The sequence below is a fragment of the Yersinia rohdei ATCC 43380 genome (assembly GCF_000173775.1).
Lineage (GTDB): Bacteria > Pseudomonadota > Gammaproteobacteria > Enterobacterales > Enterobacteriaceae > Yersinia > Yersinia rohdei.
In genome coordinates, this window is record NZ_ACCD01000027.1 from 18,485 (window position 1) to 34,656 (window position 16,172).

The window sequence follows — 16,172 nt, forward strand, 5'->3', positions numbered from 1 at the left end:
TTACCTTTAAAAATTCTTGATAAGAACTGAAAGAATAGGCGAGCGATTAACTGCATATTACGGGGAGATTATCATCAGAGGAAATTGGTATTTCTTATCAACTATAAGTAAATCTAATAACTGCCAAATAAAGGCAACCAGACGGAGGAAAAATGTGCCGCACCGGTGGTGGCCATGTAAGCGGTCAAAGCGCCCATCGGGGGACTCACCCCGATAGACTGCGAACAATAATATCGGTTTATCAGCAAGCTCAACGGGCTGATAACCGCCGGTGTTAACCTCATTTGCTGCTTATGCCGCCGGGGTAGATTCCACGCTGGCGACTTGATGCAAATGCACATCCAGCTGCGGATAAGGAATACCGATTTTATTGGCATCCAGCGCGCGTTTAAAGTTTTCCATCAAATCCCAATACACTTCCATGGCATCGCCATTGGTCGTCCAAACTCGCACCGTAAAGTTCAGCGAAGATGCTGCCATCTCATTCAGGCGCACCGTCACCCCTTTGTCATGCATAATGCGCGAATCAGCGGCAATAATGTCACCCAGCACTTTCTTCACCACATCAATATCCGCATCATAGGCGACGCCAATAACCATATCGGTACGGCGGTTCGGTTCACGGCTGGTATTGATTATGTTGTTGGCAATAATTTTGCCATTGGGTACCACGATGATTTTGTCATCAACAGTGCGCAAAGTGGTTGAGAAAATCTGCACCTGCACCACGGTACCGGCTACACCGCCCAGATCAACATACTCACCGGCTTTAAATGGACGGAAGGCCACCAGCAACACACCCGCAGCAAAGTTGGACAGTGAACCTTGCAGCGCCAAACCTACAGCTAAACCGGCAGCACCGATAACGGCAATCACCGAGGCAGTTTGTACCCCAAGACGGCCAAGCACCGCCACAATAGTAAAGGCCAGGATACTGTAACGCGCCATGGCCGCCAGAAAATCTGCAACCGTGACATCAATACCACGTAATTTCATGACTCGGCCCAGCATGCCAGAAACAACCTTGGCAATGATCGAGCCGACAATCAGGATCAACAGTGCCGCAACAAGATTGACGGCATATTGAATCAGTAAATCTTGATTATCAACAAACCAGGTACTGGCTTCATTGATGCTATCAACTACGTTTAGTTCTTCCATTTTAACCATCCTACAAAAAAGTCCCGCATCGGGGAGATTACGCAAAAAATTACCGCAAAATGTTGGCTGACAAAGAAGACAGCTCACCTAGGGTAACCAACAACGCAGACTGTTGCCAATTTTGATAGTCATGGATAAAGGAAATTATTATTCTCAGCGATCTTCAGGGCATAGAAAAAATAGCGTTTTTATAGAATATACCTTGGCGAACAATACCTAATATGAGGAGGTTTAGAGCGACTTAATTAACACATTAAGAGAAAAATCCATGTTTAGAATTAGACAACCCAACCTGACCCTCAACCTGAATCCTATTAAAGATAATCCGCCCAAAACAGACACCGAAAACCTACTCGAGTCACTGAAAAAACATCAGAAATATTTAATATGGCAAGATAGCAGCCAAACAATAATAAAACAGGAATATCAAAGACATACAGACATCACTACACCGAAGGAAACCGCCATCATAGCACCCAATAATATTGCTCTCCCCGCTAACCATATACGGCTAGGAACAGATAAAGGGGTAATACGTAGCCAATTCCCGACAAAACAATCGGTTCCTCCCTATATTGAGATGTTAGGAGAAAAGCGGGTAACTGTATTGGTTGTTATCGGGGAGAAAAGTATATTTAGCTACAATTGTGGTATGAAACCTTACCCCCCTTATTTTAAAACAGCAGAAAACAATGCCTCTTACAAAATAGATATTCGGGCTGAAACATACCCAGGTGCCGAAGGTTACACAATCAAAACGCCTAATCAAACGCCACTCCAAAATAACCATATTGCAGTTCCAGTTATTCACATTACTGATTGGAAGGATAAAACAGCATTACATGCTAAGGAAATGATGGCACTGGCAAAACGTATCGTTGAGTTACACGATGAGAGGTTCAATATTTATGCGGCTATTGGAGAAAAACGATACCCCAGTAGGGCAGTTGAAGCTGAGTGCAAAGCACTTCCAGTGATTCATTGTAGTGCTGGTGTTGGGCGTACCGGGCAACTTATCGCCGCGATGGAATTGACCAACCCAAAATCATCACAAAGCTTGGAATCAATAATTAAAACTCTGCGTGAACAAGGAGGGCCGGATATGGTGCAGACGGAAGGTCAGATGAGGGAATTAATTGATTTAGCTGAAATAGTCGGCAAACCGTTATGGGCTAAAGACGAGCGAAGATAAATAATTATCCATTTGTCGATAATGACATTTATGTATGCAAGACAGAGCCGATGACGAAAAAAGGCCCCGCAGGGCCTTTTATATCGAGTGAAACAGTATCGAATTACAGAACGTCTTTCGCGTTCAGTTCTTCAAATGCTTTTTCCAAACGAGCAACCATAGTCACCTGTGCAGCACGCAGCCACGCACGTGGGTCGTAGTATTTCTTGTTAGGTTTGTCCGCGCCTTCTGGGTTACCCAGTTGGCCTTGCAGATAGCCTTCGTTTTTCTTGTAGTAGTTCAGAATACCTTCCCACGTTGCCCATTGGGTGTCGGTGTCGATATTCATTTTAACTACGCCGTAGCTTACTGCTTCTTTGATTTCAGCAGCAGTAGAACCTGAACCGCCGTGGAACACGAAGTTCAAGCTGTTGTGCGGCAGATTGTGTTTCTTAGAAACATAATCCTGAGAATCACGCAGAATAGTTGGGGTCAGTTTCACGTTACCTGGTTTGTACACACCGTGCACGTTACCAAAAGAAGCTGCGATGGTGAAACGTGGGCTGATCGCGTTCAGTTTTTCGTAAGCGTAATCAACATCTTGTGGTTGAGTATACAGAGATGATGCGTCCATATGGCTGTTATCCACGCCATCTTCTTCACCACCAGTACAACCCAGCTCGATTTCCAGCGTCATACCCAGTTTTGACATACGAGTCAGGTATTTGCTACAAATTTCAATGTTTTCTTCCAGGGACTCTTCAGACAGGTCGATCATGTGAGAAGAGAACAGCGGTTTGCCGGTGGCAGCAAAGTGTTTCTCGCCCGCATCCAACAACCCGTCTAACCATGGCAGCAATTTCTTGGCGCAATGGTCGGTATGCAGAATAACTGGAACACCATAGTGCTCAGCCATCTGATGTACATGGTGTGCACCAGAGATAGCGCCCAAAATTGCCGCACCTTGTGGTACGTCAGTTTTCACGCCTTTACCTGCGATAAATGCTGCACCACCGTTAGAGAACTGAACGATAACTGGCGCACGCACTTTGGCTGCTGTTTCCAGCACTGCGTTGATAGAGTCGGTGCCGACACAGTTAACTGCTGGCAGAGCAAAGTTGTTTTCTTTTGCTACTGCGAACACTTTCTGCACGTCATCACCTGTGATGACACCTGGTTTTACGAAATCAAAAATTTTAGACATGTACGTTGTCCTGTTTCGTCGACTGAAGATAGCAGCTATCCGGGAGGATAGGCCCTAAATGTAAATCGGTTTTACTGCTTTCAAAGCCCGTAGGCTTGATTCGCTAAAAGCGAAACGGGCGGCTCTCGCCCCCCGTTATCTAAATTACTGCTTAGCGCGCTCTTCCAGCATCACAACCGCTGGCAGTTTTTTCCCTTCAACGAACTCAAGGAAAGCGCCACCGCCGGTAGAGATATAGGAGATTTGGTCAGCAATGCCGAACAGGTCGATTGCTGCCAGCGTGTCACCACCGCCAGCGATAGAGAATGCTTCGCTCTCGGCAATGGCGCGAGCGACTATCTCAGTCCCTTTACGGAAGTTAGGGAATTCGAACACACCAACTGGGCCATTCCACAGAATGGTTTTGGCGTTTTTCAGGATCTCAGCCAGACGCTCCGCAGAGACGTCACCCAAGTCCAGAATTTGCTCGTCATCTTTGATTTGATCAGCAGGTTTCAGTGTGGCAGCTGCTGTTTCAGAAAACTCAGTAGCAACACGCACATCTGTTGGAACTGGGATATCACAAGTTTCCAGCAGGCGTTTTGCTTCTGGAATCAGGTCTGCTTCGTACAGAGATTTACCCACATTGTGGCCTTGAGCGGCAACGAAGGTATTGGCGATACCGCCACCAACAATCAGTTGGTCTGCAATTTTAGACAGCGCACCCAGAACAGTCAGTTTGGTTGAAACTTTAGAACCACCAACGATGGCAACCATTGGACGCGCTGGGTTACCCAGAGCTTTACCCAATGCTTCCAGTTCTGCTGACAACAGCGGGCCGGCACAAGCGATAGGCGCAAATTTACCCACACCATGAGTGGAAGCCTGTGCGCGGTGAGCAGTACCAAAAGCATCCATCACATACACGTCACAAAGTGCAGCATATTTCTTGGACAGCGCTTCGTCGTCTTTCTTTTCGCCTTTGTTAAAGCGAACGTTTTCCAGCACAACCAACTCGCCAGTTGCAACTTCAACGCCATCCAGATAGTCTTTCGCCAGACGAACCGGAGCAGACAGTTTGTCTTTCAAGTAGTTAACTACTGGCAGCAAGGAGAACTCTTCGTTGTACTCGCCTTCGGTCGGGCGACCCAGGTGAGAGGTAACCATTACTTTAGCGCCTTGCTTCAGTGCGGCTTCAATGGTCGGCAGAGATGCACGGATACGCGCATCAGAAGTCACTTTGCCATCTTTTACCGGAACATTGAGATCCGCACGGATCAGCACACGCTTACCAGCCAGATCCAGATCGGTCATCTTAATTACAGACATGGTGAATCCTCTTGTTGATTCTTTTTAAAGTTGCATAAGCTGCACATTAACGCTGAAGTAACCGCAATAAAGCACGGTAAAACAAGTCATTAGCATGCCATACTAGAAACCACTCCCGGCCATCGCCAATGTCGTATCCAACATTCTATTGGCGAAACCCCATTCGTTATCGCACCATACCAACGTCTTAATCAGGTGCTTCCCACTGACCCGCGTCTGTGTGCAATCGACTATTGCACTGTGCGGATCATGGTTAAAATCCGTCGACACCAATGGTAATTCCGTATAGTCAACTATACCACGAAATGCGCCTCTTGCTGCCTTTTGCAAAAGCTGGTTAACCTCGGCTACACCAACTGGGCTTGTAACGCTAACGCTTAAATCGATCGCCGTTACATTGATGGTGGGTACCCGCACCGAAATCGCTTCAAACCTGTCGCAAAACTTCGGAAAAATACGAGTTATCCCTGCGGCCAGTTTGGTATCTACCGGGATAATTGACTGACTTGCTGCTCGGGTACGGCGTAAATCCTGATGATAAGCATCAATAACGGGCTGGTCATTCATGGATGAATGTATGGTGGTGACAGTGCCGGATTCGATGCCATAAGCCATATCCAACAACTGAATAATAGGAATAATACAGTTAGTCGTACAGGATGCATTGGAAACAATTCGATGCTCAGCTTGTAAATCCTGGTGGTTAACACCATACACCACCGTAGCATCCAAATCATGGCCACCGGGATGGGCAAACAGTACCTTTTTGGCACCGGAGGTTAAATGCGCCTCGCCATCGGCACGGCTACCATACACACCGCTACAATCCAGAACGACATCAATTCCTAACTCACCCCAGGGTAACTGCCCTATTTCTGGCTGATGTAACAGCCGGATAATATCGTCCCCGACGTATAACTTGTCACATTCCTGACGAACATCCCAGGCAAACCGGCCGTGGCTGGAGTCATACTTCAACAGATGGGCCATCCCTTCCGCATTAGCCAACTCATTAATGGCCACGACAGAAATTTCTGCCCGGCGGCCTGATTCATACAGTGCGCGTAAAACGCTACGGCCAATACGGCCAAAGCCATTTATCGCTATGCGGATTGTCATGTTACTCCCTGTCGCTGGTTATTATCATGCAACCTTATAGCCTACTTCAGCGCACCCTAAGATGTTAATCGTCGTATCACAATTCAGCCAGAATCTACCTGGTTTTTCCTCAGCTAAATCGGCTGAAATGGAAAGTGAATTATAACTGAAACGCTTCAGCCAGAATAAACCAAACTAATCATAAAAGGAATATCTGCTTGATAAAGGGCACAATTCATCCATCAATTGGTGAAAAAAAAGGCCGCAGAAGCGACCTTTTAACATCGGTATTACCGAGGATTGCCATCCTCTTTACACCTTGAAAACAGCTGCTGTTATTTCAACAGCGCCTGAGCTTTCGCCACCACGTTTTCTACAGTGAAACCAAACTCTTTGAACAGCAATTCAGCTGGGGCAGATTCACCGAAGGTGGTCATCCCAACAACTGCGCCATTCAGGCCAACATATTTGTACCAGTAATCAGCAATACCGGCCTCAACTGCCACGCGAGCGCTGACAGCAGATGGCAATACGGATTCACGGTAAGCAGCATCTTGTTTGTCGAATGCATCAGTTGATGGCATAGACACAACACGGACTTTACGGCCAGCCGCAGTCAGTTGATCCGCAGCAGCAACCGCCAGTTCAACTTCAGAACCGGTCGCAATAAAGATCAATTCAGGTTGACCAGCACAATCTTTCAGCACATAAGCGCCTTTAGAAATGTTGGCTAACTGCTCAGCAGTACGCGGCTGTTGTGCCAGGTTCTGACGAGAGAAAATCAGTGCGCTTGGGCCGTCTTTACGTTCCAATGCATACTGCCATGCCACTGCAGACTCAACCTGATCACATGGACGCCACGTGCTCATGTTTGGTGTAACACGCAAGCTCGCCATCTGCTCAACTGGCTGATGGGTTGGGCCATCTTCGCCCAGACCGATAGAGTCATGGGTGTAAACAAAGATGCTGCGGATTTTCATCAGTGCGGCCATGCGCACTGCGTTACGCGCATATTCCACAAACATCAGGAAGGTCGCGCCGTAAGGAATGAAACCGCCGTGTAACGCGATGCCGTTCATGATGGCAGACATACCAAATTCACGAACACCGTAATGGATGTAGTTACCCGCCAGATCATCACTCAGTGATTTAGAGCCAGACCAGATAGTCAGGTTACTTGGTGCCAGGTCAGCAGAGCCGCCCAGGAATTCAGGTAATACTTTACCGAAAGCTTCCAGCGCATTTTGTGATGCTTTACGGCTGGCAATCTTGGCCGGATTCGCTTGCAACTCTTCGATGAATTTCTTGGACTCAGTTGCCCAGTTAGCAGGCAATTCGCCACTAACACGACGTTTGAATTCAGCAGCCAGTTCTGGATAGGCTTTGGCGTAAGCGGCGAACTTCTCGTTCCAAGCTGCTTCTTTCGCCTGACCGGCTTCTTTGGCATCCCACGCGGCATAAATATCCTGTGGAATTTCGAATGCGGGGTATTTCCAGCCCAGTGCTTCACGGGTTGCCGCGACTTCATCGGCACCTAATGGTGCGCCGTGGGAGTCATGAGTGCCGGCTTTTTTCGGTGAACCAAAACCAATAATGGTTTTGCACATCAGCAGTGATGGTTTGTCAGTAACTTTATGGGCGGCTTCAATGGCTGCTTTGATGGAATCAGCGTTATGGCCATCAACACCACGAACCACATGCCAGCCGTAAGCTTCGAAACGGGCAGCGGTGTCATCAGTGAACCAACCTTCAACGTGACCGTCGATGGAGATCCCATTGTCATCATAGAAAGCCGTCAATTTGCCCAGCTTCATGGTACCCGCCAGAGAGCAAACCTCGTGAGAGATGCCTTCCATCATGCAACCGTCACCCATAAATGCATAGGTGTGGTGATCAACAACATCATGGCCAGGGCGGTTAAACTGCGCGCCCAGCGTGCGTTCTGCAATCGCAAAACCTACTGCGTTAGCAATACCCTGACCCAATGGGCCGGTAGTGGTTTCTACGCCAGCGGTATAACCATATTCAGGGTGACCTGGCGTTTTAGAATGCAGTTGGCGGAAGTTTTTCAGTTCTTCCATCGGCAAATCATAGCCAGTGAGGTGCAGCAAGCTATAGATCAACATAGAGCCGTGACCATTCGACAAGACGAAACGGTCACGATCAGCCCAGTGTGGATTGGTTGGATTATGGTTCAGGTAATCACGCCACAGAACTTCGGCAATATCTGCCATGCCCATAGGGGCGCCGGGGTGGCCGGAATTCGCTTTTTGCACTGCGTCCATGCTTAATGCGCGGATCGCGTTGGCAAGCTCTTTACGAGAGGACATGTTTTACTCCAGGTCGGATTAAAAAAGCGTTCAAGTTTACCATTTTCTCAGACTCAGCATTGAAACGGCAATCACTAAAACCAAATGAGCTATAACTTCCATATTAATGGCTAATGGAATCTGCTGATTTTCAGAATAAAGCTATAGCTGTCACGCCCGAGTCGGGTTAACCTCGCTGCGTTTTTAGCCACATATGAGGCGGTTAAACACTCAATGGGCCAGAAGTGCTCGTTTTTGCAAACAGGCCAGTACTAACCATACTTTGCATCAACAATTTCGGGCAAGACCTATTGGCGACAGAGTAGAACAACCGCCGTCGTTTCAACAGCTATTAATGCGATAGTTAACGAGAATGTGATAGTGGTTATCGGCCCATCAGCATAAATAGATAACAGCGATTAACACGTTATTGTCATTTATAGAACAGCCCTATCCAATGATAAAAATGGCATAACCACAGGAAGAAAGTGTAATGAAAATTCGTACCTCAATGATTGTACTGAGCCTTACGGCATTGCTGAGCGGCTGCCAGAATATGAATACCGATGGCTTGATGCAGTCCGGCGCTCAAGCATTTCAGGCCGCAACCCTGAGTGATGCCGATGTAAAAAACTTCAGCGAACAATCTTGTGCAGAAATGGATCAGAAAGCCCAGATAGCTTCCGCTGATAGCGATTACGGTAAGCGCCTAGCAAAAATCTCAGCTGCATTGGGTGATAATATCAATGGTACGCCAGCCAACTATAAGGTTTACGTCACTAAAGATGTCAATGCCTGGGCGATGGCTAATGGCTGCATCCGTGTGTACAGCGGCTTGATGGATATGATGACAGACAATGAAGTGGAGGCGGTACTTGGCCATGAAATGGGCCATGTGGCGTTAGGACATACTCGTAAAGCCATGCAGGTCGCCTATGGTACAACCGCCCTGCGCACTGCTGCCGCCTCTGCGGGAGGGATTGCCGGTCAACTATCGCAGTCTCAATTGGCCGATATTGGTCAGAAACTAGTGAACGCCCAGTTCTCCCAGAAACAAGAAAGCGAAGCCGATGATTACTCATTCGAATTACTGAAAAAACAGGGTATCGATCCTAACGGCTTAGTCACCAGTTTCGAAAAACTGGCCACTATGGAGGCTGGCCGCACCAGCAGCATGTTTGATGACCACCCATCCTCACAAGCCCGAGCTGACCATATTCGCCAACGTATTGCCAGCGGTCAGTAAATTGAAGAAATACAGTTAACATTTACGGTGCCTGCTTCTGGCAGGCATCGGTATTTATCTCTCAGATTAACTTTCAGCTATTTCAATCTGAATTTGTCCAGCATCTACTCGTACTGGATAGGTTTGTAAATCGCGATCACCTGGTTCTCGCAGGCATTGACCGGTTCGAATATCAAATAATGCCCCGTGCAATGGGCATTCAATGGTCGCGTCGTCGACAAATCCCTGACTTAACAATGCATTGGCATGAGGACAAATATCTTCCATCGCGAAATATTCACCATCAATTATATAAATACCTATTTTTTTCCCTTCGACTTGAGCCGAGAAAGGAAAGTCAGGTTTAACATAACTTACCTTACAGACATTGAACCATCCCATTGAAACGCCCCCATAGCCTGCATGGCAAAGATAAAAATCATTAATGTAAGTGTGGATTATATTTAGTTAATAACCAGTGCTGACATCAACAAAAAGGGCAAACCTAAGTTTGCCCTTTCATCAAGATTGATTCCGTCGTTAGCCGTTATTCATCTTCGAGATAAGTGTAGCCGTACAGGCCCGCTTCAAACTCTTCCATAAATTGTGCTTGTAACTCGGTATCCAGATCCGTTTCTTTCACTTGATCACGGAAATGAGCCAGCAGCTTCTCTGGGTTCAATTGAACATATTCCAGCATATCTGCCACGGTATCGCCTTCATCGGTTTGTTCAACTTCAACCGTGCCATCAGGGAAGACATACACATCAACTGCGGCGGTGTCGCCAAACAAGTTGTGCATGTTGCCCAAGATTTCCTGATAAGCACCCACCATAAAGAAGCCCAAAAGTGGTGGGTTTTCTGCATCATATGGCGGCATTGGCATAGTGGTTGCTACCCCATCACCATCAATATAATGGTCGATGGTGCCGTCAGAGTCGCAAGTGATATCGAGCAAGACTGCGCGGCGCTCTGGTGGCTTGTCTAACCCTTCTAATGGCAATACTGGGAAGAGCTGATCAATACCCCAGGCATCCGGCATGGACTGGAACAGCGAGAAATTGACATACAGCTTGTCTGCCATACGCTCTTGCAGCTCGTCGATGATGGGCCGGTGCGCACGGTTGCTCGGATCCAGTTGTTTTTGAATCTCATTGCAAATGCTCAGATAGAGCTCTTCAGCCCATGCGCGTTGCGTCAGTTCCAACATGCCGTGCGCATACTGGGTGTGCACGTCATGCAAGTCCATTTGGCTATCATGCAACCATTCGCGCAGGGAGCGACGGTTTTCTGGCTCTTGCATTTCTAGCCAGGTGTCCCACAAGCTTTCCAGCGCCCGTGGCGCATCAGTAGCCGGCGGTTGTGGCTCATTGAACTCATTACGTTCTACGCCGATAACATTGGAAACCAGCACGGTGTGATGTGCGGTAACTGCGCGGCCTGATTCGGTAATGACAGTTGGATGTGGCAAACCGTGCTCATTACAAGCATCACCAATCCCCCAGATAACGTTATTGGCATATTCATTCAAGCCATAGTTAACCGAGCAATCAGATTGAGATCGCGTCCCTTCGTAATCGACCCCCAAGCCGCCGCCGACATCGAAGCACTGGATATTGACGCCCAGCTTGTGGAGCTCCACATAGAAACGCGCGGACTCACGCACACCGGTGGAAATATCACGAATATTGGAGAGCTGTGACCCCAAATGGAAATGCAATAACTGCAAGCTTTCTAAGCTATTGGCTTCGCGCAGCATATCAACCAGTTGCAAGACCTGAGTTGCAGACAAGCCGAATTTGGATTTTTCGCCGCCGCTGGCCTGCCATTTACCTGAACCTTGTGATGCCAGACGCGCGCGCACACCCAAACGCGGTACCACATTCAAGCGCTCGGCTTCTTCCAGTACCATTTTGATTTCTGACATCTTTTCGATGACCAGATAAACTTTATGGCCCAGTTTTTCGCCAATCAATGCCAGGCGAATATATTCACGGTCTTTATAACCGTTACAGACAATAACTGAGCGAGTCATACCGGCATGTGCCAGTACTGCCATCATTTCAGCTTTAGAGCCCGCTTCCAGCCCTAACGGTTCGCCGGAATTAACCAATGACTCGATAACCCGGCGGTGTTGGTTTACTTTAATCGGGTAAACCAAAAAGTAATCGCCTTCATAGCCAAACGACTCACGCGCGCGTTTAAACGCACCATTAATTGAGCGCAGGCGATGCTGCAAAATTTGTGGAAAACAGAATAAGGCAGGCAGACGTTGCCCCTGCTCAAGCTGCATTTTTTTGACGAGTTGCGCCAGATCGACACGTGCCTCACGAACATCCGGATCAGGGCAAACACTGATATGACCCAGTTCATTGACGTCATAATAGTTGCCACCCCAGTAGGCGACGTTATATGTGCTCAGCATCTTGCTGGCATTACGATCATTCATGGCAACCTCCTGCATGGAGCGTAAAGAAACATGTGCGCCCGCAGCTGACGGACGGCCAATCAAGTTATCATCAGACATAATTCGCCTCTAATGCGATACTGACGATAAAGTCAGCTACTATCGCAGCTACAACCAGCAAGGACAACCCGCGTGAATACCAAACTGGCAGAATATTGCGCAGTAAAGCACGATCCACGAGCGGTTTATCACTCAGCTATTCATTACCCAAACCGGGTAAAACACGTTTAAATGAAAAATACGTTGGACTGTAAATACGTATTGAGATTTTGTGAATCGGATTAGCCGTAAAATCGCCAAGCCAGCCGAATTCAGTGCTTCAAGCGGTAATTAACCCGCCCGCGAATCCTGAGTTGCACCCATATGGGTATAACATCGGGTTGATGGTGTACAAGAAAGGAAGGTTGCAAGGGGAGATTGAACGTCAGAACGACGCAATTGTTGCTGTTCAGCAACCAGTAGACAACGGATCATTAATCCAACCACCTCCACGCAAGCCGTTCATCATGAACGGACAAGACTTAATATAATAGTTAACTTAGGTAACAGCCCGATGACGCCGCCTGCATTGTTTTATTATCAATGAATATTTTACTCATCACTGATTGCCATGTTCATCACTAAGTGTAAAACACTGGAAATTTAACAATGCGCTGATGTCTTCTTCTGCCATTTTCATCATTGCATATCAAACAAGCCGCGCGCGCAGTTTATACCTATAACGCAAGAAAAATGCAAAATGAAAATGACCCTTAACTGTATCAAGCAGTAAATAAATCAAATGACAACCAAAGCGAGAAATATCTTAATGCAAAAAGGGCTGGTATTAATGGTAAAAGCTGGCCTAAAATAGACGTCCAGATGTTAATACATCCATACGCTTTAATTGCTAGAATGTCTGTTGCGCTGTAAGCATAGCCGGCTTCTAAATAGATAGACTGCTAAAGGCTTTGCCTAAAAAAGTATTGTAAAGCGCAAATCAACAAGAAACGGATTCAAGTTTGCGTTTCTGTTGCTTGACTTCAATGCTCTGCAATGACCTTTCACTTGTATTCAAGGTAAAGAAAATAATGGCTAAACACCTATTTACGTCAGAATCTGTTTCTGAAGGGCATCCTGATAAAATCGCTGACCAGATTTCAGATGCGGTACTCGACGCAATTCTTGAGCAAGATCCAAAAGCACGTGTTGCGTGTGAAACTTATGTCAAAACAGGCATGGTATTGGTTGGCGGTGAAGTAACCACTAACGCTTGGGTTGATATTGAAGACATTACCCGTCGTACCGTGCGCGAAATCGGCTATGTTAATTCTGAGATGGGTTTTGACGCTAATTCTTGTGCTGTTCTAAGTGCCATTGGTAAGCAATCGCCTGATATCAATCAAGGTGTTGACCGCGATGACCCACTGGAGCAAGGCGCAGGTGACCAGGGCTTGATGTTCGGTTACGCCACCAACGAAACCAGCGTATTGATGCCAGCACCTATTACTTATGCTCACCGTTTGGTAGAACGCCAAGCTGCTGTGCGTAAAAATGGCACTTTGCCGTGGCTGCGCCCGGATGCAAAAAGCCAGGTTACCTTCCAATATGACGACGGTAAAATTGTCGGTATTGATGCGGTAGTGCTGTCAACTCAGCATTCAGAAGATATCAATCAGAAAGATTTGCATGAAGCGGTGATGGAAGAAATCATCAAACCGGTTCTGCCTGCCGAGTGGATAACTGCCGGCACCAAATACTTTATCAACCCAACAGGCCGTTTTGTTATCGGTGGCCCAATGGGCGACTGTGGTCTGACCGGGCGTAAAATTATCGTTGATACCTACGGCGGCATGGCGCGTCATGGTGGCGGTGCATTCTCTGGTAAAGATCCATCCAAAGTTGACCGTTCAGCCGCTTATGCTGCCCGTTATGTTGCCAAGAATATCGTGGCGGCAGGTCTGGCAGACCGTTGTGAGATTCAGGTGTCTTACGCCATTGGCGTTGCAGAACCAACTTCCATCATGGTGGAAGCATTCGGCACTGAGAAAATACCTGCGGATCAACTGACTGCATTGGTGCGTGAGTTCTTCGATCTGCGCCCATATGGCCTGATCCAGATGCTGGATCTGTTGCATCCTATCTATCGTGCAACCGCAGCCTATGGTCACTTTGGTCGCGAAGAATTCCCTTGGGAAAAAACCGACAAAGCAGCATTGCTGCGTGATGCTGCTGGCCTGAAATAAGTCTTAGCACCACAATTTGATCAATAAAAACCCCGCGCTGCGGGGTTTTTTATTACTTATGTTTTCTTATTACTTCCGCTGGTTATGACACCGGCTATTTATGATGCCGATAGCGCTCGATAACACTGAAGATTCCCATCCCTGCTAGCATGGCAGCCACAAAAATAGCGCCTTTGTACATCCCGGCGCCCAGTAATACCAATGCCGGCCCAGGGCATATCCCCGCCAGTCCCCAGCCGATACCAAATAACAGACTGCCGCCGATTAAGCGCTTATCAATCTTTGTCGAGGTAGGTAATTGGAGAGGTAACCCCAACAAACTGGTTTTGCGCTTTTTCGCCCAGGCAAAACCCAGGGTGGCAACCGCTACAGCTGCGGCCATCACCAAGGCCAGCGAAGGATCCCAATAGCCACTAATATCAAGAAAACCAAGCACTTTTTCTGGGTTAGCCATGCCAGCAACAATTAAACCCAACCCAAAAATCAGCCCAGCTACTAATGAGAAAAGTAAATTCATAATCCCTTCCTAAACTCGCCCGTCGACTAAATGAATAGATGGCGAACAAAACCTACAGTGATAAAACCGGTCAACATAAAACTCAGCGTCGCCACCAATGAACGCGGTGAAAAACGTGCCAGCCCGCAAACGCCATGCCCGCTGGTGCAACCTGCGCCATAGCGAGTTCCTATTCCCACGAATAATCCCGCGAGTATCAACACCGGTAAATCAGCCTCAATTTGGATTGCCGGTAGCACAGCAAAAAGAGAATAAATCACAGGAGAAATAATCAGGCCGATGATAAAAGCAACTCGCCAGGAAATATCCCCCTTTTTGGGTGGCAACAATCCACCTAAAATGCCACTAATCCCAGTGATACGGCCATTCCACAGCAGAAAAATAGTCACCGCGATACCCAAGATAGCGCCACCAGCCAGGGCGGTATAAGGGGTGAAATTAGCCCAATCAATAGTCATGCAACCTCCTCTTGTTGTGGACAATAAAGCTGATACAGCACTTCAAGCAGCGCCAACACGTTAGGATCCGCTATTGAATAAAATATGCGTTTCCCCTCTCGGCGAGTATTCACCAACCCATCACTGCGCAATACAGCAAGCTGTTGCGAAAGAGTCGGCTGATGAATACCTAATGCGGCCTCTAATTCTCCGACCGCCTTTTCCCCCAAGCTGAGTTGGCACAGCAATAGCAATCTGTCCTCATTGGCCAATATGCGCAGCACATCGCAAGCTTGTCCTGCCGCTTGTCTCATCAGATCCAAACTGATTTTTTTATCTTCACTCATCGCGGCCTCAGACATTAAAATTAATTATATTAAATTATAATATATGTTTTTATATAATGATCAACTGGAAATACTCCTCTCTGCTGACTTGCATCTGGATATCCAGCGCTTTATTCTGCTGCAATATGAGTTCACTAAGAATCCCCATCGCCTTACAGCAAGCGGTTATGCGCTGTTTGCGCCATAAATTGCAGCTGGCAAATCAGCATTTTGGTACCGACTATCCGGAGCCAAAAATTAACTATCATCAACGTGGTACCAGCGCGGGCAGCGCCTATCTGCAATCCTTTGAGATTCGTCTAAATCCCGTATTATTACTGGAAAATCAACAACCTTTCATTGACGAAGTGGTGCCCCATGAACTGGCACATTTATTGGTTTATCGCCAATTTGGTCGAGTAGCTCCTCATGGTAAAGAATGGCGCTGGATGATGGAAAATGTGCTGCAAGTCCCTGCTAGCCGCACTCATCAGTTTGAAGTCACCTCGGTGCGCAGTAAGACCTTCAATTATCAGTGTAAATGCCAGCAACACGCCTTAACCATTCGCCGTCACAATAAAGTGCAGCGCGGTGAGAGCGAATACCGCTGCCGACAATGTGGTGAAAAACTGCAACTGGTCGCCATAAAAAACAATTAGAATTTATCGTTACTTGTTATAAAACAGCCAGTTAATTTGCCATCAAACAACATTACCTATAACCT

General features: G+C 47.2%; 15 protein-coding genes. 4 read left to right on the plus strand and 11 right to left on the minus strand.

Translation table 11 applies throughout. From position 1 onward, the window contains the following. Positions 1 to 291 precede the first annotated feature (291 nt). Complete coding sequence (mscS, locus tag YROHD0001_RS03725; RefSeq protein ID WP_032817650.1) at positions 292 to 1,161, minus strand: small-conductance mechanosensitive channel MscS; 870 nt, start codon at positions 1,159 to 1,161, stop codon at positions 292 to 294. A 268-nt stretch (positions 1,162 to 1,429) separates the two neighbouring features. Between mscS and YROHD0001_RS03720 the strand changes: the two genes are divergently transcribed. Then, entirely contained in the window at positions 1,430 to 2,353 is a 924-nt protein-coding gene (locus YROHD0001_RS03720; protein WP_004715970.1) for a protein-tyrosine phosphatase family protein, read from the plus strand. 103 nt (positions 2,354 to 2,456) lie between these two features. On the opposite strand, the gene fbaA is transcribed toward YROHD0001_RS03720, so the two are convergent. The 4 genes from fbaA to tkt all read right to left on the minus strand — a co-directional run bounded on the left by fbaA (position 2,457) and on the right by tkt (position 8,272). After that, entirely contained in the window at positions 2,457 to 3,536 is a 1,080-nt protein-coding gene (gene fbaA / locus YROHD0001_RS03715; RefSeq protein WP_004715971.1) for a class II fructose-bisphosphate aldolase, read from the minus strand. A gap of 144 nt (positions 3,537 to 3,680) precedes the next feature. Further along, complete coding sequence (gene pgk, locus YROHD0001_RS03710; RefSeq protein WP_032817652.1) at positions 3,681 to 4,844, minus strand: phosphoglycerate kinase; 1,164 nt, start codon at positions 4,842 to 4,844, stop codon at positions 3,681 to 3,683. Positions 4,845 to 4,946: 102 nt separating this feature from the next. Continuing rightward, positions 4,947 to 5,963: an erythrose-4-phosphate dehydrogenase gene (gene epd, locus YROHD0001_RS03705; RefSeq protein ID WP_004715973.1), complete on the minus strand. Its 1,017-nt coding sequence runs from the start codon at positions 5,961 to 5,963 to the stop codon at positions 4,947 to 4,949. Positions 5,964 to 6,277: 314 nt separating this feature from the next. After that, positions 6,278 to 8,272, minus strand: a complete 1,995-nt coding sequence (gene tkt, locus YROHD0001_RS03700) for a transketolase (protein ID WP_004715974.1) — start codon at positions 8,270 to 8,272, stop codon at positions 6,278 to 6,280. Between the two features lie 472 nt (positions 8,273 to 8,744). Here tkt and loiP point away from each other — a divergent pair, with 472 nt between their 5' ends. Continuing rightward, a complete protein-coding gene (loiP, locus tag YROHD0001_RS03695) occupies positions 8,745 to 9,497 on the plus strand; it encodes a metalloprotease LoiP (protein ID WP_004715975.1) in 753 nt (250 codons plus the stop codon). Between the two features lie 66 nt (positions 9,498 to 9,563). Here loiP and YROHD0001_RS03690 read toward each other — a convergent pair whose 3' ends face one another. The 3 genes from YROHD0001_RS03690 to YROHD0001_RS20965 form a co-directional block, all read right to left on the minus strand. Further along, positions 9,564 to 9,878, minus strand: a complete 315-nt coding sequence (locus tag YROHD0001_RS03690; RefSeq protein ID WP_004715976.1) for a non-heme iron oxygenase ferredoxin subunit — start codon at positions 9,876 to 9,878, stop codon at positions 9,564 to 9,566. Positions 9,879 to 10,023: 145 nt separating this feature from the next. Further along, on the minus strand, positions 10,024 to 12,003 hold the full coding sequence (speA, locus tag YROHD0001_RS03685; RefSeq protein ID WP_032817654.1) for a biosynthetic arginine decarboxylase: 1,980 nt from the start codon (positions 12,001 to 12,003) through the stop codon (positions 10,024 to 10,026). A gap of 270 nt (positions 12,004 to 12,273) precedes the next feature. Continuing rightward, positions 12,274 to 12,417 carry a hypothetical protein gene (locus YROHD0001_RS20965; protein ID WP_156198775.1) on the minus strand — a complete coding sequence of 48 codons (144 nt, stop codon included), beginning with the start codon at positions 12,415 to 12,417 and terminating at the stop codon, positions 12,274 to 12,276. A gap of 596 nt (positions 12,418 to 13,013) precedes the next feature. Between YROHD0001_RS20965 and metK the strand changes: the two genes are divergently transcribed. Next, a complete protein-coding gene (gene metK, locus YROHD0001_RS03680; RefSeq protein ID WP_004715979.1) occupies positions 13,014 to 14,168 on the plus strand; it encodes a methionine adenosyltransferase in 1,155 nt (384 codons plus the stop codon). 94 nt (positions 14,169 to 14,262) lie between these two features. Here the strand turns inward: metK and YROHD0001_RS03675 are convergent, their stop codons facing one another. Genes YROHD0001_RS03675 through YROHD0001_RS03665 form a run of 3 tightly spaced genes read right to left on the minus strand, consistent with a single transcriptional unit; the run spans position 14,263 to position 15,469 of the window. Beyond that, entirely contained in the window at positions 14,263 to 14,685 is a 423-nt protein-coding gene (locus YROHD0001_RS03675) for a DUF6691 family protein (RefSeq protein ID WP_004715980.1), read from the minus strand. A 26-nt stretch (positions 14,686 to 14,711) separates the two neighbouring features. After that, positions 14,712 to 15,143 carry a YeeE/YedE family protein gene (locus YROHD0001_RS03670; protein ID WP_032817658.1) on the minus strand — a complete coding sequence of 144 codons (432 nt, stop codon included), beginning with the start codon at positions 15,141 to 15,143 and terminating at the stop codon, positions 14,712 to 14,714. After that, a complete protein-coding gene (locus tag YROHD0001_RS03665) occupies positions 15,140 to 15,469 on the minus strand; it encodes an ArsR/SmtB family transcription factor (protein ID WP_032817660.1) in 330 nt (109 codons plus the stop codon). Before YROHD0001_RS03665 ends, YROHD0001_RS03670 begins: the two co-directional genes overlap by 4 nt. A 125-nt stretch (positions 15,470 to 15,594) precedes the next feature. On the opposite strand from YROHD0001_RS03665, the gene YROHD0001_RS03660 reads away from it, so the two are divergent. Beyond that, positions 15,595 to 16,107, plus strand: coding sequence for a SprT family zinc-dependent metalloprotease (locus YROHD0001_RS03660; protein WP_032817663.1), 513 nt, complete (start codon positions 15,595 to 15,597; stop codon positions 16,105 to 16,107). Positions 16,108 to 16,172: the final 65 nt, after the last annotated feature.